General features: G+C 65.3%; 22 protein-coding genes. 11 read left to right on the top strand and 11 right to left on the bottom strand.

The window, feature by feature from the left end; all coding sequences use genetic code 11:
* Window positions 1-355 precede the first annotated feature (355 nt).
* Window positions 356-898 (top strand): hypothetical protein, encoded by a 543-nt coding sequence (locus OC550_RS01110; protein ID WP_262103472.1) that lies wholly within the window; start codon window positions 356-358, stop codon window positions 896-898.
* A 104-nt stretch (window positions 899-1,002) separates the two neighbouring features.
* Here the strand turns inward: OC550_RS01110 and OC550_RS01105 are convergent, their stop codons facing one another.
* Together OC550_RS01105 and OC550_RS01100 are read right to left on the bottom strand one after the other, a co-directional pair.
* Complete coding sequence (locus OC550_RS01105; protein WP_262103471.1) at window positions 1,003-1,329, bottom strand: type II toxin-antitoxin system PemK/MazF family toxin; 327 nt, start codon at window positions 1,327-1,329, stop codon at window positions 1,003-1,005.
* Window positions 1,326-1,529: an antitoxin MazE family protein gene (locus OC550_RS01100; RefSeq protein ID WP_262103470.1), complete on the bottom strand. Its 204-nt coding sequence runs from the start codon at window positions 1,527-1,529 to the stop codon at window positions 1,326-1,328. Before OC550_RS01100 ends, OC550_RS01105 begins: the two co-directional genes overlap by 4 nt.
* Window positions 1,530-2,184: 655 nt before the next feature.
* On the opposite strand from OC550_RS01100, the gene OC550_RS01095 reads away from it, so the two are divergent.
* The 5 genes from OC550_RS01095 to OC550_RS01075 all read left to right on the top strand — a co-directional run bounded on the left by OC550_RS01095 (window position 2,185) and on the right by OC550_RS01075 (window position 8,401).
* Window positions 2,185-2,655 carry a DUF4189 domain-containing protein gene (locus OC550_RS01095; protein ID WP_262103469.1) on the top strand — a complete coding sequence of 157 codons (471 nt, stop codon included), beginning with the start codon at window positions 2,185-2,187 and terminating at the stop codon, window positions 2,653-2,655.
* A 184-nt stretch (window positions 2,656-2,839) separates the two neighbouring features.
* Window positions 2,840-3,307 (top strand): DUF4189 domain-containing protein, encoded by a 468-nt coding sequence (locus OC550_RS01090; RefSeq protein ID WP_262103468.1) that lies wholly within the window; start codon window positions 2,840-2,842, stop codon window positions 3,305-3,307.
* Window positions 3,308-3,525: 218 nt separating this feature from the next.
* Window positions 3,526-7,125, top strand: a complete 3,600-nt coding sequence (gene mfd, locus OC550_RS01085; RefSeq protein WP_262103467.1) for a transcription-repair coupling factor — start codon at window positions 3,526-3,528, stop codon at window positions 7,123-7,125.
* A 189-nt stretch (window positions 7,126-7,314) separates the two neighbouring features.
* Window positions 7,315-7,953, top strand: coding sequence for a hypothetical protein (locus OC550_RS01080; RefSeq protein WP_262103466.1), 639 nt, complete (start codon window positions 7,315-7,317; stop codon window positions 7,951-7,953).
* Window positions 7,954-7,966: 13 nt separating this feature from the next.
* Window positions 7,967-8,401 carry a hypothetical protein gene (locus OC550_RS01075; RefSeq protein ID WP_262103465.1) on the top strand — a complete coding sequence of 145 codons (435 nt, stop codon included), beginning with the start codon at window positions 7,967-7,969 and terminating at the stop codon, window positions 8,399-8,401.
* A gap of 89 nt (window positions 8,402-8,490) precedes the next feature.
* Here the strand turns inward: OC550_RS01075 and OC550_RS01070 are convergent, their stop codons facing one another.
* Window positions 8,491-8,898 carry a hypothetical protein gene (locus OC550_RS01070; protein ID WP_262103464.1) on the bottom strand — a complete coding sequence of 136 codons (408 nt, stop codon included), beginning with the start codon at window positions 8,896-8,898 and terminating at the stop codon, window positions 8,491-8,493.
* Window positions 8,899-9,069: 171 nt separating this feature from the next.
* Between OC550_RS01070 and OC550_RS01065 the strand changes: the two genes are divergently transcribed.
* Window positions 9,070-10,098, top strand: coding sequence for an IPT/TIG domain-containing protein (locus OC550_RS01065; RefSeq protein ID WP_262103463.1), 1,029 nt, complete (start codon window positions 9,070-9,072; stop codon window positions 10,096-10,098).
* A gap of 311 nt (window positions 10,099-10,409) precedes the next feature.
* On the opposite strand, the gene OC550_RS01060 is transcribed toward OC550_RS01065, so the two are convergent.
* Together OC550_RS01060 and OC550_RS01055 are read right to left on the bottom strand one after the other, a co-directional pair.
* Entirely contained in the window at window positions 10,410-11,063 is a 654-nt protein-coding gene (locus OC550_RS01060; protein WP_262103462.1) for a hypothetical protein, read from the bottom strand.
* A 77-nt stretch (window positions 11,064-11,140) separates the two neighbouring features.
* Complete coding sequence (locus OC550_RS01055) at window positions 11,141-12,007, bottom strand: hypothetical protein (RefSeq protein WP_262103461.1); 867 nt, start codon at window positions 12,005-12,007, stop codon at window positions 11,141-11,143.
* A 920-nt stretch (window positions 12,008-12,927) separates the two neighbouring features.
* Between OC550_RS01055 and OC550_RS01050 the strand changes: the two genes are divergently transcribed.
* On the top strand, window positions 12,928-13,683 hold the full coding sequence (locus OC550_RS01050; RefSeq protein ID WP_262103460.1) for an alpha/beta hydrolase: 756 nt from the start codon (window positions 12,928-12,930) through the stop codon (window positions 13,681-13,683).
* Between the two features lie 10 nt (window positions 13,684-13,693).
* Here OC550_RS01050 and OC550_RS01045 read toward each other — a convergent pair whose 3' ends face one another.
* From OC550_RS01045 to OC550_RS01030, 4 genes are all read right to left on the bottom strand, one after another.
* The gene (locus OC550_RS01045) at window positions 13,694-14,137 is read right to left on the bottom strand and encodes a DUF5956 family protein (protein ID WP_262103459.1); all 444 of its coding nucleotides are present in this window, start codon (window positions 14,135-14,137) and stop codon (window positions 13,694-13,696) included.
* Complete coding sequence (locus OC550_RS01040) at window positions 14,131-14,730, bottom strand: RES domain-containing protein (protein WP_262103458.1); 600 nt, start codon at window positions 14,728-14,730, stop codon at window positions 14,131-14,133. Before OC550_RS01040 ends, OC550_RS01045 begins: the two co-directional genes overlap by 7 nt.
* Entirely contained in the window at window positions 14,730-15,254 is a 525-nt protein-coding gene (locus OC550_RS01035; RefSeq protein WP_262103457.1) for a hypothetical protein, read from the bottom strand. Before OC550_RS01035 ends, OC550_RS01040 begins: the two co-directional genes overlap by 1 nt.
* 86 nt (window positions 15,255-15,340) lie before the next feature.
* Window positions 15,341-15,940, bottom strand: coding sequence for a hypothetical protein (locus tag OC550_RS01030; RefSeq protein WP_262103456.1), 600 nt, complete (start codon window positions 15,938-15,940; stop codon window positions 15,341-15,343).
* A 142-nt stretch (window positions 15,941-16,082) separates the two neighbouring features.
* Between OC550_RS01030 and OC550_RS01025 the strand changes: the two genes are divergently transcribed.
* Window positions 16,083-16,385: a hypothetical protein gene (locus OC550_RS01025; protein WP_262103455.1), complete on the top strand. Its 303-nt coding sequence runs from the start codon at window positions 16,083-16,085 to the stop codon at window positions 16,383-16,385.
* Window positions 16,386-16,431: 46 nt separating this feature from the next.
* Here the strand turns inward: OC550_RS01025 and OC550_RS01020 are convergent, their stop codons facing one another.
* Window positions 16,432-16,884, bottom strand: a complete 453-nt coding sequence (locus OC550_RS01020) for a hypothetical protein (RefSeq protein ID WP_262103454.1) — start codon at window positions 16,882-16,884, stop codon at window positions 16,432-16,434.
* A gap of 362 nt (window positions 16,885-17,246) precedes the next feature.
* On the opposite strand from OC550_RS01020, the gene OC550_RS01015 reads away from it, so the two are divergent.
* Together OC550_RS01015 and OC550_RS01010 are read left to right on the top strand one after the other, a co-directional pair.
* Window positions 17,247-17,477 carry a hypothetical protein gene (locus tag OC550_RS01015; RefSeq protein ID WP_262103453.1) on the top strand — a complete coding sequence of 77 codons (231 nt, stop codon included), beginning with the start codon at window positions 17,247-17,249 and terminating at the stop codon, window positions 17,475-17,477.
* Between the two features lie 302 nt (window positions 17,478-17,779).
* Window positions 17,780-18,235, top strand: coding sequence for an LURP-one-related/scramblase family protein (locus OC550_RS01010; protein WP_262103452.1), 456 nt, complete (start codon window positions 17,780-17,782; stop codon window positions 18,233-18,235).
* Between the two features lie 77 nt (window positions 18,236-18,312).
* On the opposite strand, the gene OC550_RS01005 is transcribed toward OC550_RS01010, so the two are convergent.
* A complete protein-coding gene (locus tag OC550_RS01005) occupies window positions 18,313-18,711 on the bottom strand; it encodes a nuclear transport factor 2 family protein (protein ID WP_262103451.1) in 399 nt (132 codons plus the stop codon).
* Window positions 18,712-18,728: the final 17 nt, after the last annotated feature.

The following is an 18,728-nucleotide window of genomic DNA, read 5'->3' as shown; positions in this document are numbered from 1 at the left end:
GGCCAGATGTCATCGGGTAACCACTGTCCGGCCTGAGCCTACAACCGTATCGCGGCCGGAAACCAAGGTCTTAAGACCCTCGGCAATCGCTCGGAATCACCGCCGTTCCGCGCAATCACTGGCTTGTCTGCAAGACGCACCGACGGGCCGAGCGAAGCCCGACGAATTGTTTCAGCGGCTCATCTGGGGCTCAAGGTTTTCCCAAGGCCGGCTCTATAGCCCTTGGAATCCGGGTGACGGTCTCCTCCGATCGGGGTCCTGAACGGAGTGTCACCATGGCAAAGAAACAAAGACAAGCGGCTAAACGGCTGACTCAAGGGGTGGAGTTAGTACGTCGCACGATCGGAGTTCCAGCATGAATACCAGATCCTCAACCAAAGTCCGCCGGCTTGCACCGGCAGTTCTGCTAGCTGCGGGACTTTTGACGGCTCCACAGGCCTCAATGGCGGCTCCTCCCGATCCGCCGCCTGCCGACAGTTCGCTCACGCTTCCGTTGCCCGGGCTTCCCACTACGGCGGCGTGCGACTTCCCCATACGGATTGACGCAACAGGCTCCAAGGTTCATTCCAAGGAGTTCACAGACGCGGAAGGCAACCCGGTTCGAATAATCAAGGCGGGCAAGGGAGCCACCTTGACCTTCACGAACCTCAACACTTTGATCTCTACCACGGTGGATCCAAGCGGATCTGTGGAGCGAACAGTAATCAATCCCGACGGCACCAGCACGGTGACATTGAGCGGACACAACGTGCTCATCCTTTTCAGCACTGACAGTCCAGCCGGTCCGAGCACGGTGCAGTACACGGGCCGTGTCGTCTACACCGTCGATCAGAACGGCAACTTCACTGTAGAAAGCACTTCAGGCCGGCAACGGGATATCTGCGCCGAAATAGACTGACCCTAAAATTACGATCCCAAAGAGGCGGTGCCGGGTTCCCGGCACCGCCGTTGGCGTGTTCCAGGTAGTGCGTCAGAAGGGGCGCGTCACGGCAGCCTGAGAGGTCAGTCCGCCAGCCCGAGGAATACCATCAGGGCACGTTCAACCTCAACGAGCTGGGCTGCAGGGAGGCGCCCGACGCGCTCCTGAACGTTGGAGCGGCGGACCGTCGTGAGCTTGTCGATCATGATGAAACTGGCACCCTGGAGGCCGGTGGTCGGCGTGGGCTGAAGTCCGATCCGGAGCAAGGGGGCATCGACTTCGGACGTGGTCAGAGGCAGGACCGTGACTGAGTCAGTCGCGTCATAGCGGTCGTCTTGAATGATGAGCGCAGGACGCGGCTTAGTTGCATAGACGCCCCCAGCGACCGTCCAGATATCGCCGCGATTCACTCGTCCCACTCAACCGACACGGCTTCGATGAAGTCCTGATCGTCGGTGTTCCGTCCGGCGTCCGCGACGGCGGACGATTGCCGGTGTGCTTCGGCTGCAAACTGTTCGGTGCGGACGTCCGGCACCCAGACTTGAACCGGGCGATAGCCCTGCTCGCGCATCCGCCGTCGATATTCGCTGACCCTCTCCCGAACTGCCATACCAAAAATGTTACATGTAACAGTGACGTTATGTCTTCGAACCGGGGTTGTAGGTTGATGGCGCGCGCACTGACTGTCGGAGGCAGGCGGTAAACTCGTGGACGTGATCCCGGGGTTCTGACCAACTTCGGGTTCTCATGTTGCCTGAACTCCTGAGCGCCCCGGAGATGACCGCAGCGCTCGCTGGCACCGGTGCCAGCGTCCACATCCCTCCGGAACTTCTCCACCGGCTATCACGCGCGGAACGGCGGAGGCGACGCGATCGAAACCGATGGCGACCTGTCCATGATCACCCTCGCCCCGCCGTCGTCCACCTCCTGGCGGCCGCCATGGCGACCGCGGGTGGGAAGGCCACGGATGCCTCCTGTTGGTACCTGCGACGGGGCTAGGGGACAAAAAGAGGTACGGGTTTTTGTTTCGCAATCCGGTGCGACGACTTTCGCAGGGGGTGTACCTTCATCTCAGGATCGGCAATTGATAATCTTGCGTTCCTTTGCGGGCTCGACGAGCCACAGGAGTGGTCGGGCGTCCCCCGATCATCAGAGGGGCTGCGTGGCTGACTTGGCTTTCTATCAGCTCCCGCCCCTGACTTGCGCTTTCATGAGGTGCACTCTCCGCTGTTGTCAGCCAAGCACAGCAAGCGATTGGAAAAATCATGAAAACTGGAAGCGGGCCTCGCCGGCCCTTCATTTTGGCTGCATTGGCATTGGCGTCGCTGTTTGCCATGACTGGTTTGACGGCCGCCCCGGCCCCGGCGGCAGGACCTGTCGGAGTGGCCGTGAGCCAGTCGGTGGATACGCAGGCCGCCGATCGCTACATTTCAGTGGCGTGGTCCCCGTCCACGCTGGGTTGGTATTCCGTCAGGTCGTCCGATAAAGACAGGGCCGTTAACCGCAGTCTGGATCTATGCAATCTGCATAAGTCGAATAACACCTACGACTGCCTTTCCGCAGGCTACGCAGTGAACGCATACCTGGCCCTCGCTCTTTCCTGGGCGAACGGTCCCGCAGGTTACAGCTCCGGCACAACGGCGACTTATGCGGGCAAGAATGCGGTGGCCTGGTGCAAGTACTACGGAGGCGGTGATTCCTGCCGCGTGGTCTTTAACATGCATGCAAGCGAATAACACGTCGTGGCCCGGATGCTGACGGCGGACTAGCCATCCGCGCGCGATCCGCCGTTGACCGTCGGACGCGGCGGCAGTTATCAGCTTGTCCTATCCGTTGGCATGGGCATCCTTCCCTGATGAGGCAAAGTTCCGATCCCGGTCCCGTTACTGACGACGGGACCGGGCACAAGGGAGTACAGCGATGAAATCAGTAAACGAAAGACGGCCGCGCGTCCTCATTCTGCTGGCCGTCCTAATCGCGGCGCTTTTTTCGACGGGAGGCGTGGCTGCCTCTGCCGAGATTGAGGCAGCACAGACGGAGAACATCTCGGTCCAGGCGGACCGCTGGATCGCGTATGCGCTGTCTCCGTCCGCGCTCAACGGCTCGCACGGCTACTACAGCGGCACGGATACCGGCCGCTTGATCCGCGCGACAATCGACCACTGCAACGCGAACAAGTCCAATGGGGCCTATGACTGCGAACCCTTCGGACTCGGAAAAAACGAGTACCTGGCCGTAGCGGTTTCCTGGAGCAACGGACCGCGTGCATGGAGGACGCACCCAACCAAGAGCGTTGCCAGCAAGGAAGCCCTCGACCTCTGCAATAACACCTACGGCGGCGGGGGCGAGTGCTACATCCTCTTCCTGGGACACAGTAGCGATTACTGAAACGCGCAGGCACAACAGCAAGCCACGGTGCGGGACGGGCAGTACCAGCCGTCCCGCACCGGAGGCCCCGCCCCAAATCTCGGCTCACATCTCGGGTAGGGTGCCGCCGCCTTGACTGTCGGAGGCAGGCGGTAAACTCGTGGACGTGATCCCGGGGTTCTGACGAACTTCGGGTTCTCGTGTTGCCTGAATCCGCCGACGCCCCGGAGATGACGAAGATGAGCCTGAATGGACTGCGGACCGCGCTGGCCGAGGACAAGTCCTTTGGACGGGTGCGCACCCAGGCCTCGAGGCCGGCGGGGGAGCGCAGCGAGGACCTGCAGATCGGCGCGCCTCCCGGGCTGCGGGCGGCGCTGCTGGCGGAGATGGTCGAGGGGCTGGACGGGGGCGCGGCCGACGGCGGGCGGGCGCCGGTGGTGCTGGCGGTTACGGCGACCGGCCGCGAGGCGGAGGACCTGGCGGCGGGGCTGCGCTGCTACCTGCCGGCGGAGTCGATCGAGGAGTTCCCGAGCTGGGAGACGCTGCCGCACGAGCGGCTGTCCCCGCGCTCGGACACGGTGGGCCGGCGGCTGTCCGTGCTGCGCCGGCTGAAGCACGGCGAGGAGGGCACGGTGCCGCTGCGCGTCGTCGTCGCTCCGGTGCGCGCGGTGCTGCAGCCGCTGGTGAAGGACCTCGGTGACCTGATGCCGGTCTCGCTGAAGGTCGGCGACGAGGTCGAGTTCACGGACGTGGTGAAGCAGCTGGCCGCGGCGGCGTACGCGCGGGTGGACATGGTCTCCCGGCGCGGCGAGTTCGCGGTCCGCGGCGGCATCCTGGACGTCTTCCCGCCCACCGAGGACCACCCGATCCGCATCGATTTTTTCGGCGACGAGGTGGACCAGATGCGCTGGTTCGCGGTGGCCGACCAGCGCTCGCTGTCCGGCGAGCACATCAAGCATCCGGAGGCGCTGTACGCACCGCCGTGCCGCGAGCTGCTGATCACCCCGGCCGTGATGAGCAAGGCGGCGAAGCTGAAGGACCAGATGCCGGCCGCGGCGGACATGCTGGAGAAGATCGCCGGCGGCATCGCGGTGGAGGGCATGGAATCGCTCGCGCCGGTGCTTGTGGAGGCGATGGTCCCGTTCCTCGGCGAACTGCCGGAGGCGAGCATCGCCGTCGTTATTGAACCGGAAAAGGTGCGCGCCCGCGCGCACGACCTGGAGGCGACCAACGCGGAGTTCCTCGCCGCGGCGTGGGCCACCGCGTCCGACGGCGGGGACGCGCCTTTGGACCTGGCGCTGCAGGGGGACCTGGAGACGGCGGGATTCCGTTCGCTCGCGGACACGCGCACCACGGCGCTCGAGCACAGCGTCTCCTGGTGGTCCATCACCACCTTCAACCCGGACGACGAGACCGTGCTGGACATCGACACGCTCACCCTCGCGGCCCGCGAACCGCGCGGCTACCAGGGCGACGTGGCGGAAATGATGGACTTTATCGGTTCCCGCGTGCGCGACCAGTGGCGCGTGGTGGTCGCGACCGAGGGCCCCGGCCCGGCCTCGCGCCTGGCCGAACTCTTCCACGACAATGACATCCCCGCCGCGCGTGTGGAGTCGCTGGAGAAGGAACCGCAGCCCGGGATCATCGAAATTACGACGGCGACCGCGGGCAAGGGATTCGTGTTCGATGGGCTGAAGCTCGGGCTGCTCACGGAGGCGGACCTGCTGGGCCGGACCACCGCGTCCGGCACCCGGGACATGCGGAAGATGCCCTCCAAGCGGCGCAACGCCGTCGACCCTTTGCAGCTCACCGAGGGCGACTATGTGGTGCACGAACAGCACGGCGTCGCGAGGTTTAAGGAGCTGGTGCAGCGCTCGTCCGGCGCGGGGCCGACCAAGACGATGCGCGAGTACCTGGTGCTGGAGTACGCGCCGAGCAAGCGCGGGGCGCCGGGGGACCGGCTGTTCGTGCCGACGGACCAGCTGGACCAGGTCACCCGGTACGTGGGCGGCGATGCGCCCGCGCTGTCCAAGATGGGCGGCTCGGACTGGGCGAAGACAAAGAGCCAGGCGCGCAAGGCGGTCAAGGAGATCGCCGGCGAGCTGATCCGGCTGTACTCGGCGCGGATGGCGTCGAAGGGGCACGCGTTCGCGCCGGACACGCCGTGGCAGCGCGAGCTGGAGGAGGCGTTCCCGTACGTGGAGACGCCGGACCAGCTGACCACGATCAACGAGGTCAAGGCGGACATGGAGCGCGAGATCCCGATGGACCGGCTGGTCTCCGGCGACGTCGGCTACGGCAAGACGGAGATCGCGGTGCGCGCGGCGTTCAAGGCGGTGCAGGACGGCAAGCAGGTGGCCGTGCTGGTGCCGACGACGCTGCTCTCGCAGCAGCACTACGAGACGTTCTCCGAGCGGTTTTCCGGATTCCCGGTGCGGGTGAAGCCGCTGTCCCGGTTCCAGACCGCGAAGGACTCCAAGGAGACGCTGGAGGGCGTCAAGAACGGCTCGGTGGACGTGGTGATCGGCACGCACCGGCTGCTGTCCAAGGAGATCGGGTTCAAGGACCTGGGCCTGGTCATCGTGGACGAGGAGCAGCGGTTCGGCGTGGAGCACAAGGAGGCGCTGAAGAAGATGCGCACCAACGTGGACGTGCTGGCGATGAGCGCGACGCCGATCCCCAGGACCCTGGAGATGTCGCTGACCGGGATCCGGGAGACGTCCACGCTGGCGACGCCGCCGGAGGAGCGGCACCCGGTGCTGACCTACGTGGGCCCGTACACGGACAAGCAGACCTCGGCCGCGATCCGGCGCGAGCTGATGCGGGAGGGGCAGGTGTTCTTCGTGCACAACCGGGTGTCCTCCATTGACAGGCAGGCCGCGCATATCCGCGAGCTGGTGCCGGAGGCCCGGGTGGAGGTGGCGCACGGGCGGATGTCCGAGGCGCGGCTGGAGCAGATCATCGTGGACTTCTGGGAGAAGAAGTTCGACGTGCTGGTCTGTACGACGATCATCGAGACCGGGCTGGACATCTCCAACGCGAACACGCTGATCGTGGACCGGGCCGATTCCTACGGGCTCTCGCAGCTGCACCAGCTGCGCGGACGCGTGGGCCGCGGGCGGGAACGGGCGTACGCCTACTTCCTCTACCCGTCGGAGAAGCCGCTGGGCGAGGTGGCGCTGGAGCGGCTGAAGGCCGTGGCCTCGCACAACGAACTCGGCGCCGGCATGCAGCTGGCGCTGAAGGACCTCGAGATCCGCGGCGCCGGCAACCTCTTGGGCGGCGAGCAGTCCGGGCACATCCAGGGCGTCGGCTTCGACCTGTACATCCGGCTGGTCGGCGAGGCCGTGGCGGACTTCCGCGGCGAGGCCGAGGAGAAGGCCGCCGAGATGAAGATCGAGCTGCCGGTCAACGCGCACCTGCCGCACGACTACGTCCCGGGGGAGCGGCTGCGGCTCGAGGCCTACCGGAAGCTCGCCTCCGCGCTCACCAACGAGGCGATCGACGAGGTGGTCGAGGAACTCAACGACCGCTACGGCATGCCGCCCGAGCCGGTCACGAACCTCATCGCCGTTGCCCGGTTCCGGGTTGGCGCCCGCGCCGTCGGCCTGACCGATGTCGCCACGCAGGGCAACTTCATCAAGTTCGCCCCGGCGGCCCTGCCCGAGTCGAAGGTCATGCGCCTGAACAGGATGTATCCCGGCTCGCAGGTCAAGCCGGCCCTGGACTTCATCCTCATCCCGAAGCCCAAGACCGCCCGCATCGGCGGCAAGGACCTGGCGGACCAGGCCATCCTCGACTGGGCGCAGCAGGTCATCGACGCCATCTTCAAGGAGTGAGCCCCTCTCCTCGGCGACGAGTGGTGCAGGTGAACAGTGCCGCTGAAGCGACACGTTGTAAAAAACGTGTACGCTACTGCGGCGACCACCCGCGCAGCAATCTACACCCGAATCTCGAAGGATCTAGCCCAAGAAGGGCTTGGAGTAGCCCGTCAGTTGGCCGACTGTCGCGCCTATGAAGTCAGGACCATGTTCTCCAACTTCAGCATCGAAGGTGCAGAGGTCCGCAATGCGTCGCCGGAGCACGAAATAGACGATTCCTGGGTGGTCACAGAGCAGTACCCGGTGTCCGGGTTCATCCTGCAAGAGGACACTCCGGTGGCGATCACAGTCGCGCCATCGGAAGAGACCAAGCGTCACTGGGCCTACATGGAGGAGCAGCACGAGATTGACCTGGCCGCAGAGAAGGCAGCGGAGGCCAAGAAGAAGGCTGAGGCGAAGGCCGCCAGGGAAGAGGCAAAGGCCGAGGCCAAGGCGGAGGCAGAGCGGAAGAAGTACGAGGACGAGTGGGTCATCCGGTACATCCTGGAATCCGATGCGCCTATCGACCTGGCGACCTACACGACCATGGTCGGTGGGTCCACCAGCCAGACGCAGGACTCTTCGGCGACCAAGAACAACCTGGTCAAGACGCTGAAGTACCCGGCCGGCGCTTTCTCCGGCACCTACAAGGTCTGGTCCTTCGGGGTCGACGGAATGGCCGGACCCTATGCCAGCACTATCACCTGCCGGATTGAGGTTAACGGAAAGATCGTTGAGGAGCAGACCTCGACCGGCCCGTATTCGAGCGCGATGTGCAACGACGGCGGCTATGACATCAACTTCTGACCGCACTCCCGCCATGACACCCTCTGACCGCCGGTGGAAGCTGATCGGCCGAGGAGCGGTACTAGGCCTGGCGATCGGCTCTATCACCGGCAGCCTGCTGGCGGGCCTGTCCGAGATCTTCTTCGACACAGATGTCCCGCCGCTGCCGTACTTCATCGGCGGCGCCGTGGTCGGTGGACTGCTGGGCCTGTGCAGCGGGTTCCTGGCCGCAGTCCTGTCCCTGATTGCCGAGTCCTTCTCCCGCCGCTGGCGGCAGGCACTGCGCAAGGCGGCGACCGGGCTGGCGGCGTTCATCGGGACGCTGCTGCCATTCACGCTCTTCGGGCCCACAGTCTTCGTGGACCTGCAGTCCTGGTGGATGACCGCAGTGATCTGGGGTGCGGGATGGGCCGCGATCCCCCTGTCACAACGCTACCTGCGCCGCTACCCGATCAGGCCTGCCATGTGACCAGTAGGTGCCTTCGGGGGCCTCGATAAAGTACTCCACCCCTCAGTCCGTGACTGGTGTGGTCTCCGTACCGTGCCGTTCTTTCAGCCCTACCGTTCCTGCTCCGTATGCCGGAGTGCGTTGCGCAGGTCTGCTGCAATCTCCCGCGATCGGGTCGCGCCCACCGAGTGCAGCGCCCGCTGGTCCCTCGGCAGCCATTCGTCCTCCGAGATCAACTGACTGATCGGCTCCGCAGCCGAGAGCGCGTCGAGGACGAGCTCCCATTGGGTACGGTCCATCCGCACCGTGCAGACGGCCTCGGGTGGCCATGTGTCCGGAGTGGCTCCTGTGTCAGGCCAACCGGGAACCTGCGCCCATACGGCCTGCCGGATCGGCAGAACCCGTTTCGACAGGGCAGGGTCAGCAAAGCTCGCGAGGGCACCATGACCATTCAACGTGCCGTCTATCAGCGCCCAGTCCGCAATCGGCAGCGTCACGGCTAATGGCTGATCTTTCATGACAGCAGCATAAGGTGCGCCATTGCCCAGCCGTGCCGAGAGATAGGCGTGTCTGCTGACCCGCAACGCATCACCCGATCGAGCCGAGTAGTCAGCACTCGGCGGCGCCGATCCCCGTATGCTTGTTGCCTGAACCACTTTCACCTTCGCGTCTATCTGTTGGGGATTTTCATGAAACGATTCGCCTCCGTCCTGCTTGCCGCGGGACTGGTCCTCGGCGGCGGAGCGGCCGCCGTCCAGCCGGCCCAGGCCGCACCGGTCGTCCAGATCCAGGCGGCCACTACGGTCAGGACCGCCATCACGTCGCAGCCGAAGACGCAGACCGCCGTGCACGGCTCTACGGTCAGGCTCTCGGTCTCCGCCAGGGGCACGTCACTGAAGTACCAGTGGTACAAGAAGGGTCCGAAGTCCAAGACCTGGTCGAAGGTCGCCAACACGTCCCGGACGCTCACCCTGAGCAAGGTGAGTGTGGCCTCGAGCAAGACCCAGTACCAGGTCTCGGTGGCCGGCCGGGCCGGCAAGGTCTGGTCGAAGCCCGCGACGGTCACGGTCCGCTACGCCTACAAGCCGGCCGTCACTGCGCTGTCGCCGGCGTCCACCGTGGTCGGCAAGGCCCGTTCCGTCGCGGTCACCGGCAAGAACTTCCACGACGTCACCCGCGTCTACGTCGCCGGCAAGTCGGTCCCGTTCAAGAAGACCAGCACCAGGATCACCCTGACCGTTCCGGCGTCCTCAACCGAGAAGAACGTGACCATCACGGTCGCCTCGGCCACCGGCAAGGCGTCGAAGACGTTCACCTATTTCAAGTACCTGGGCGCGACCGACCGGGCCGAGATGCTGGCCGACATCGACTGGGCCCAGCGCACCTACGGTGCACCCCAGGTGCCGGTGAAGGCGGCTTACGATACCGCCCGGAGCTATATCCGCTCAACGAGTGCGCACGAAGGCGCCGCGATCAAGCAGTACCTGATCGCCCTGTATGCGATCGATTACTCCTCGTTCACCCGCGAGGCCGCACTGGCCGACAGCGACTACCGGCAGTGGAAGACCGAGTACGACATCGCTATCCAATTCGGCGACACCGCCCGGGCCAACGAGTACAAGGCCGAAATGGATGCCGCGGCCGCGGACCGGGATGCGTTCCGGGACAGCGCGAAGACGGCGCTGGGGAACATCCGGTCGCTTGGCGGGAAAGTCTAGGAGACAAAAAGAAGGCCGGCCGCACCCCCACGCGCGGCCGGCGTCCCCGTCCGTTTCCCACGCTAACCGGGAAGGGTTGGGAAAAGCATGTGCGGGCATGGGTGTTGCCCCGGTCTGGGGGGATCCCTCCGGGGCAACACCTGACTCCCTACTCGCAAGGGAGGCGCCGGCCGGATCCGATTCGGCCGGGTCCGGGGCCGCTCCCATCTCCATGGTGAACGTTCCTGGACTATCCCAGTCTTGCTGCCGCCGAAGGCGAAAACCAGATTCCAATTTCGGGTGCCCGAGGACCCCCAACTCAGGTTGAGCGCTCAGTCGGCCGGTGCGGCGAGCTCAGGTTCTCCCATGCCGTAGGCCTCAACCGCCACTCCGGTGATCTCCTCCGGCACCTTGTCGAAGGCGCCGATCATCACAGCCTCACCTTTGGCCAGAGGGTCGACGTTGCCGCTGTTCAGGTACTTGTTGTACAGGTCGGTGGACTGGCTGTTGAGGGCTTCACCGGTGGCTTCATCCAGCTTCGTGCCATCCGACAGCAGGTATTCGTAGTCCTCGGTGTAAGTGGGTCCCCATTCGCCGATGTGGCTGACGGATGCGTCCTCGAAGACGTACGTGTTGCCCTCCGGATCGTAGAGGGTGACCTGGTACAGGCCCACGGACGTCGACCCCTTGCGGTTGTCGATCTGGGCCGTCATGTAGGTGACGGGGTCGGCGCCGACGTCCTTGCGGAAGCCCTCGATGTCGGCCGGAGGGTCAGAGGGAATCTGCATGGTGATCCGGGCCCCGTCCGCGGTGGTCAGCTCGAACTCTCCTGGTCCGAAAATTTGCTGGCTGGGTTCGGGGGCCTGGGTTTCAGGGGCGGCGGCAGGAGCTTCCTGCGGTGCGCCGTCCGGGGACGACTCCGGGCTGCCGCACGCTGTAAGGATCAGGACGAAGGCTGCGGTCAGGGGTATCGATGTGGTGCGCATGGACCTCTCCTTACGGATGGTTACACCTTGCATCCTAGCCAGCAGACTAGCCCTGTCGACACCGACGGCCGGATCGGTCAGGCCAGGGTGCCCGGTTCGCGGCTCACGGGCGCGGCACCGCCGCCGGGGCCTTCGATGAAGTACTGAACCTCGTTTGGCTCGGGCCAGGCATCGACTACGTCATCGGCTGATTCCTCGGTCTCGTCCACCGCTTCGATGGCAAGGTGGTCAAGCTTGCCGTTATAGACCTGCAGCGTCACCTGCAGAGGGACACCGTTCTCGGCTTCGAAGCGGGCGGTGACCGGGAAGACCTGGGTGTGCGGGACGGCGCGGGGCAGGCCATCCGGGACCTTGAACTGGGCCGTCGTGACGAAGTCCTCCTCCCAGTAGATTTCCTGGGCCTGCTGCAGCTGCGCGAGCAGGGCGTCGGCCCCGGGCACGTCGGCGGCCCGCAGGATGCCCTCGGCCAGGTCGCGGACGGCCGGTGTCACGGGGCGGAGCTGTTCCAGGTCCTCGAGGGTCACCGCCTCGTGCTCTTGCCGCCGGGCCGCGGCCCGGTCGAGGAGGAACATGGCGAAGGTCAATGCGGCCGATCCTGCGGCCAGCCAGGGCCGCCGGCGGGTCACCCCGACGCCGTGCAGAGTCCTGATGGCGCGGGCGTCCAGTGCCTCGGTGAGTTCGGCAAAGCGCAGGGTTGCGGCGCCCGCGGCCAGTCCGGCTACCAGGTTGAAGGGCACCAGCGTTACGCGGCCGCGGCCGATGGTGGCAGCGGTGTAGAGCCCGGTCACCGCCGCGGTGGCGACCCGCAGGGCCTGCAGCTGCTGAGGGCTCAGTTTCGCCGGGTCAATCAGGGTTAGTCCGCCGATCGCGGCGGTTGACACGATGCCGAACGCCGGCGATGCCGGATCGGTCAGTACTTGCCTCTGGTCTTTGAATACCGCCACGGGTCTGTCTCCTGTCTCTGCGGTCACGAGCTCGACCACTACCGCGATCCTAGCGATATGGTTCCGCCGGAAAGCGGCTGCCCGCGAGGGACACGTCGCCGGTGCGGGCCGAGGGACAGAAAAAGACCCTGCTCACTGCTGAACAGGGTCGGTCTTTGGGCTGGGTTGTGCCGGCCGCACCCCCACGCGGCCGACTTTCCCCGTCCACTCCACACGTTAGTGGCCACGTCTTGGAGAAAGCATGTGTACGCAGGCAGGGGCATTGCCCCGGGTACTGGGGGCGGTTTCCCCGGGACAATGCCTTCGCCTCCCAGGACGGAGGCCGGCGGCCCTGCCAGTCTCAGGTGGCGTGCCGTCAGTGACGACAATATGGTCGCTGACTTGCAAAAACACCGGATCGCTGAATGCGAAATGGCCCGAAGCCAGGCCTCCCCAGGCCATCTCGCTTCGAGCCATTTCGCTCCGACTGCAATCCACGGGCGTGAGCCCCGGCCGTTTCCGGCCGCCCCCAAGGAGAAAAGCTGTCCGTCGCTTCGGGTCCGTTCAAAGTCCGAGGCGACTTATCCAGTATCGCGGGGCCCGCGAGGACCTAAAGCGGTTGACTTGTCGTGCAGCACCCTAGTGTTCGGTTACTGGGGTAGCACCAGGATCGGACGTCCGTCTGATCTGACAGAGGATGCTTCATATGGCCGTCAGGAATCCTCCGCCCAACAGTACAGCCCGCCGCAGGAGGCTCCGCCGGCTCGGGGCCGTCGCTGCCGGTGCTGTGGCGCTGGTTTTGTTCTCCACCGCCGCCAACCTCACCCTGGAGCATGTGGAGCGGTCCACGATCGAACCCTACGGGGAGAGGATCCAGATCAGCGGCGGGTCCGTGAACGTCCATCATTCGGCTGGCCCAGGAGAAACTATCGTGCTGCTGGGTGGGCTGGGAACGCCGTCCCCCGACCCTGGACTTTGCCCCGCTGATCCGGGTTTTGGACGACTACAACGTCGTCGTGGTCGAGGGGTTCGGCTATGGTTACGCGGACCAGGCCGCCGACGACGACCGGACGGTTGAGAACATCGCCGACGAGCTGCACGAAACGCTCGGCCAGCTGGGAATCGGCGAGCCCTACGTCCTGGCCGGCCATTCATTGGCCGGCTACTACATGCTCTCTTACGCCAACCAGTATCCCGAGGAAGTGTCGGCCGTCATCGGCATCGACCCGACGTTGCCGTCTGATGATCACGGGCAGGGCGCGGCACAGGCCGCGGAAAGCTCTCCCGGGTTCAACTGGGGGCGGCTGCTCTCGATTACCGGTCTGGTCCGCTGGACCATAGCGATCGCACCCGGCCTCGCCGAACCGGACGGCAGTGCGTTTACCCCGGATGAACTCGAGCGGATGCGGTTGATGGCCAGCTGGAACTGGGACACCCCGGCGGTGGTCGAGGAGACGGCCAGGATGGGGCAGAACGGCGGCGCGGTCCGGGGGCTCACCTACCCGGACGAGCTGCCGGTGCTGACGTTCCTGGCCCGCGGGAACGGGATGTCCCCAGACAGACTCGGGCGCTATGAGGAGCGGCTGCGCAACGTCCGCGACCACAAGATCGTGGTGCTCGACGGGGGACACTACCTTCACTGGACGCACTCGGCAGAGATGGCCGAGCAGATCACCGCGTTCCTCAGTGAGCACTGACGAGACCTGCTCAATCCCGCCCGTAGAGCACGTCGACGATGTGCTCCATGACCGGGGCGATGTCGCCCGGGTGTACCGCGCCGGGTGCTGCATCGGTGATACCGCCGTTGATCCGGCGTGAGAGCTCCTCCTCGGAATCGATGCCGGGCGGCAGGCACATCAGCCAGACGAAGCCGCGCGGCGGCACCTGAACGCCGGCGTCGCGCAGGTAATCCTCGATGGACTCATCCACGATCTGCCGATCCCGGGCGGTGAACGGCTCGAAGTGCGTCTCGCTGACGCCCCCGGCTTCGGTTGTGACCCGGACCTGCCGGCCGGTGTCGTCGACGGGCCGGCGGCGCAGGTTATCGGTTCCCGCGGCCCAGGCCGCGAGCATGCCCCAGCCGGACTCCGGTACCTCCACCCAGCCGGGCCCGTCCTCGCCGTCGGGAACCGCCTCCCAGTCAGTCACCATGGCCCGGCTCCGGTTCCTCTGGAACGCCGGGCGGAAGGTACCTCGACAATTCGCCGTATCGCCTCTGCCGCGCCATGTATGACCGGATGATCAAGGGTCAGTGGTTCCGGGTCGCCGACCGGGGTGAGGCCGCTGATGTCCCAGAGGCCGATGCTGGCCCAGCGCGGTTCGTAGTAGGACCACCAAGAGACACCTGCCGTGCCGCCGGCATCGTAGATCGCTCTGGCCCAACGTTGAGTTGATGGCCGATCGCGGGCAACCACCTGGCTAGGGCGCAGTCCCCAGTCCACGAGAGTGTAGGGGTCATCCAGATCTAGGACGTCCGGCTCGCCGTCGTACGCCACCAGCGCCTTGATCGTGCCGGACGGTGCGACCTTAGGTGCCTCCAGGATGGCAGGAGTCCAGCGGATGAAGCGGCCGAAGGCTTCAGCCACCGCACCCATCGGGGAATCTCCGACGTACAGCACGAGGTACTCCCGCTGCGAGTCGTCGACGCGACCTGCTCCCTGCCGCGGCCAAACATAGAGCGGGTGCCCGTTGTCCTCGGCAGTATTCGCGGCCGGATTCCAGTTGAGAACGCGCCAGAACCGCACTAGGCGAAGGCCCCCTGCTCATAGGCTTTCATCGCTTCGATTACCGGCCCCGCCCCCTCCAGCCGGTAGACGTCGATGGGCCGCGCATTCAGGTACGGATCATGGCCGTCGAGCCACAGGACCGCCTGCTCCGGAGTGAAGGCAGCGAGCAGGTGGCCGGCCAAGGCGTCCAGGTCCGCGAGCTGCATCCGGTTCTCTTCGTTCGGTTCAGCCTGGCCGGACGCCCATCGGTTGGGCCGGTCCTGGTTCACGTCGAGCAGCGCAGCCACGGTGTTGTTACCAAGGACGTCGATGACCCTGCGGGCTACAGCAGCGGTTGAATAGGAGCCGGCCTGCTTTACATAGCGGACCCTTACATTCTTAGAGGCCCTGCGGGGGCCAACGAACCGTTGCGTGCGAAGGTGGCCGGACGGCAGCGCTAGGGACTTGGGGAGCAGGACTTTGCCGTCCCTGATTGTTGCTGGAACGGATTTTCCCTCGAACTGAATCAGCACGAACTCGTCTTTAGATGGGTTGGCCTCCATACAACCAACACTATCCGTTGGTTCATCCGTCGGGAAGCGAGGTTCGCCTCCAGCTCCTGCTGAAGGTCCTGCGGCCCAACCTGTCCTCACTCCCGGGTGAAGTAGACCAGGTAGTCACCGGAGTCGGCTTTGAGGACCGGCATGAAACCGAAGGACTCCCAATACGAGCGCAGCGCGGCCTTCGCCGTCTCATGCTCCGGCGTCCCTTCCTCCGGTCCGTCGTCGTCCAGCAGCGGTGCAGCGCGCAGGGCGACGAGGTCGACGTTGCGTCCAATGGTCGCCAGGATCGCGCGCAGCACGTGGTGGCCTAGTTCCTGGCCGCGGTAGTCGGGTTTGATCTCCAGGCTGGTGAGGATCAGCAGGTCCCCGCCGAACTCAGTCATGCCGGCTTCCTCCAGCAGGTCGGGACGCATGGTTCCGAAGACCTCGCCGAAGGACGCCAGATCGGCGTCGACGGCATCGAGGGTGTCGAACAGGTCGATCATCCCGGCATCCGGAACGATCTCGGCTTCGGCCGATCCGAGGGAGTGCTGCTCGCCGTCGCCGTCGTCGTCCGGAAAGATCTCGGCGCTGATGTCGATCTCCCAGGACAGCGGATACGTCTCCGGCGCTTCCCGGTGGTCGGGGAGTCCGTGGTAGGCCAGCCGATAGGACAGGGTCATGTAGTGGGGTTCGACGTCGATCATGGTGCCCTGCTTCTGTTAGGTGGCGCTGCTGCCTTCAGTGTATGTGCGCGGGCCGGAGGGCTCCGGCTGCCGCACCGTCGGTGGAGTCCCTCGCCGTCGTTCGGCGTAGACATCCAGGGAAGGCGCCGGACACATAGCGGGCATGAAGAAGATTGCTACCGCGGCGGCACTGGCCGCAGCCCTCCTGCTCACCGGGTGCGGCTCCTCCTACACCGGACCTGCCAAGGTGGCCAACCTGGAGTACGACGACCCGGATACCGTGAAGAAGCGGAAGAAGGTCGGCAAGACCTGGAAGACAACCACCAAGCGTGAACCGGCAGAGTGGGAACTCACCGTGACCACCGGGAACGGCGAGCAGCTCGAGTTCGAGATCCCGCAGGCACGGTTCAATTCCCTCCGCAAGGGCGACACCGTCCAGATCGTCAACGGCGACCTGGCCCGCTAGCCACGGTGAGCATCCGGCGGGAGCCCCTAACTCTATGAAACTGCTGTCACGGAGCGTCGGCGGGCGTGACGGCAAGCGCCCACATCCCCGAATCCTCCGCGCCCTCGACTGCAATGGTCACCTTGCTGGCGGGAAGCTCCATGGTGGTTCTCACTTCGGACCCGCAGCTCGTGTTCCCGGTTCCGAGATCGCCGTCGGCCACTGTTACCGTTACGGCGATGGATTCGGCGCCCTCACAGGCCATCCCGATGGCATACCAGCCTGCCTTCCCGGGGGTGAACTCGAGGCCACCGTCACTGCCGGGTCCAATGCCGCCAGCCCCTTGGTGGACGCCGGGCTCTCCCCACCGTTCTTCATTGAACTGCTGGTTGGCCCACTCGGTGAGGGCGGGCTGAGTCGTGGCGCCCTCCGCTTCCAAGGAGACGCCGGCAGGCCCGCAGGCGGCCACCGCCAGCAGCAGGGCCGTGGCCAGGGCACCGATCGCCGGACGAAGGGTCATGGCCGCAGCCTACCCGGAGCTGACGACCTGACAGGCTCTCCGGGGGATGTGTAGCCGAATCGAGACCGTGCTCTTCGTCGGGCGGAAAGCGGCTCGGGCAAACCGGAACCCTATTTGTGCCACTGCGGCACATTTTGCTTTCCCCGGCCGGGCGCCTCCATCGCGCATCGCAACGGTCCTTCGCTCCTCGACCGCTGGGGGAGGGGCGGGCGAACGGGAGCTTTGCAGGAGCGAACGAGGGGGAGGACAGTAATGCCATGGGAGCCCGCTGTTTCGCATACTCCACGGCGCTGCTTTTATCCGCCGGCTTAGTGACCGGGTGTGCGCCTGACCGTGGAAGCGTCGCCGTCGAGGTGAGAAGCATGCCTGAAGGGCAGAAGAGTGCCCTCGAAATTCGTGTCACCGGTCCCGCGGACGAACTCCTCCTGTCCGAGGAGATGAGCGCAGGAATGTCCCTCGTGTCGGAAGACATCCCGCTGGGACGGGTGTCTATCAGTGCAGTTCAGCTCTGCACGGTTGAAACCGAGCTGACGTCGAAGGATCGGACGATGCGGCTGATCGTAGACGCATCGCACTGCACTCTTGCCGACTGAGAGCTGTCAAGCTGGGCCCTGGGGCAAAAGATAGACACCCTTGGCGCGTCCATGATCACTGTCGCTCGGACGCCCCCGGTCCCGGCCCTGGCGGATTCGCTCCCGGACCGGTGACGGTAAAACAGGCCGACATTCAGATCAAGTTCAACCGCCTGGTGAGCCGGCGGTTGGACCGGCGGGCGCTTCCACGGTCCCCGGACCATCCGGTTCGGGTGAGGCGCCGCCCGGTGAAGTGGACCTATGGTCACGGCATGGGATTATTACGGCATCGGCCCGACGAACCCGCCGGAGCGCGGTTTCAGATGCGCGAGAAACTGCTGTCGATTGGGGATGATTACTGGATCGAGGACGACCAGGGTCGACGCGTCTACAAGGTCAACGGCAAGGCGCTTCGAGCCCGGGACACGTTCGTTCTGGAGGACGCCTCGGGAAACGAGGCGGCGAGGATCCAGGAGCGAAAGCTCTCGATCCGGGACAAGGTCGCCATTGAGCGCGGCGGCGACACCGCCGCAACTGTCCACAAGGCGCTGATCGGGCTCCGGGACCGCTTCGCCATCGATGTGAAGGACGGCGACGATATGAAGGCGCACGGGAACATCGTCGACCACGAGTACCAGATCGAGCGCGAGGGCCGCACGGTCGCCACGATCTCCAAGAAATGGTTCCGGGTGCGTGAATCCTACGGCGTAGACATCGCGCAAGGCGAAGACGTCCCGCTCATTCTGGCGATCACCGTCGCCATCGACTCGTTGACCTAGCCCGTCCAGGGAACATTCGCCGAGGATCGGCCAGCAGCCTCGGTTTGAGTGCCAAACGAAGTTGACCGTCACAGCACCTACCCGGTGACGGTATCGCCGTGCCGGTGGGCCACCTTCCATTCGCCGTCTTCGCGACGATAGACCTGCGTAGCCCGCAGCACATAGCTGCGCGGCTCACCGTCCACCGAGGCGGAGGTGTGCTCCAGCCCGGCCGTATAGGCCATGTCGCCCACGACGTCGCAGGCCAACAGCTCGAAGCGGTAGGACGTGCAGTTGGAGAATTGTTTGGCGAGGCCGGTGAACAGTTCCTCCAGTTCCTGCTGCCCGAAGGCATTGCGCCACGCGCCCAGGACGCTCACCGGCTCGTTGCGCGACCAGAGCGCCCGCCGCGGCGCCGCGTCGCCGTTGTGGATGGCGCGTTCGGCGTCGTACAGGGAGGTCTTCACCCAGGCGACGAAATCATCTGCGTCAGTCATGCCTCAGTATGCTCCAC

Origin of the sequence: Arthrobacter sp. Marseille-P9274 (assembly GCF_946892675.1) — a bacterium.
Classification (GTDB): domain Bacteria; phylum Actinomycetota; class Actinomycetes; order Actinomycetales; family Micrococcaceae; genus Crystallibacter.
Note: the sequence above shows the minus strand (reverse complement) of the source record. Positions and strands in the feature narration are given on the sequence as shown.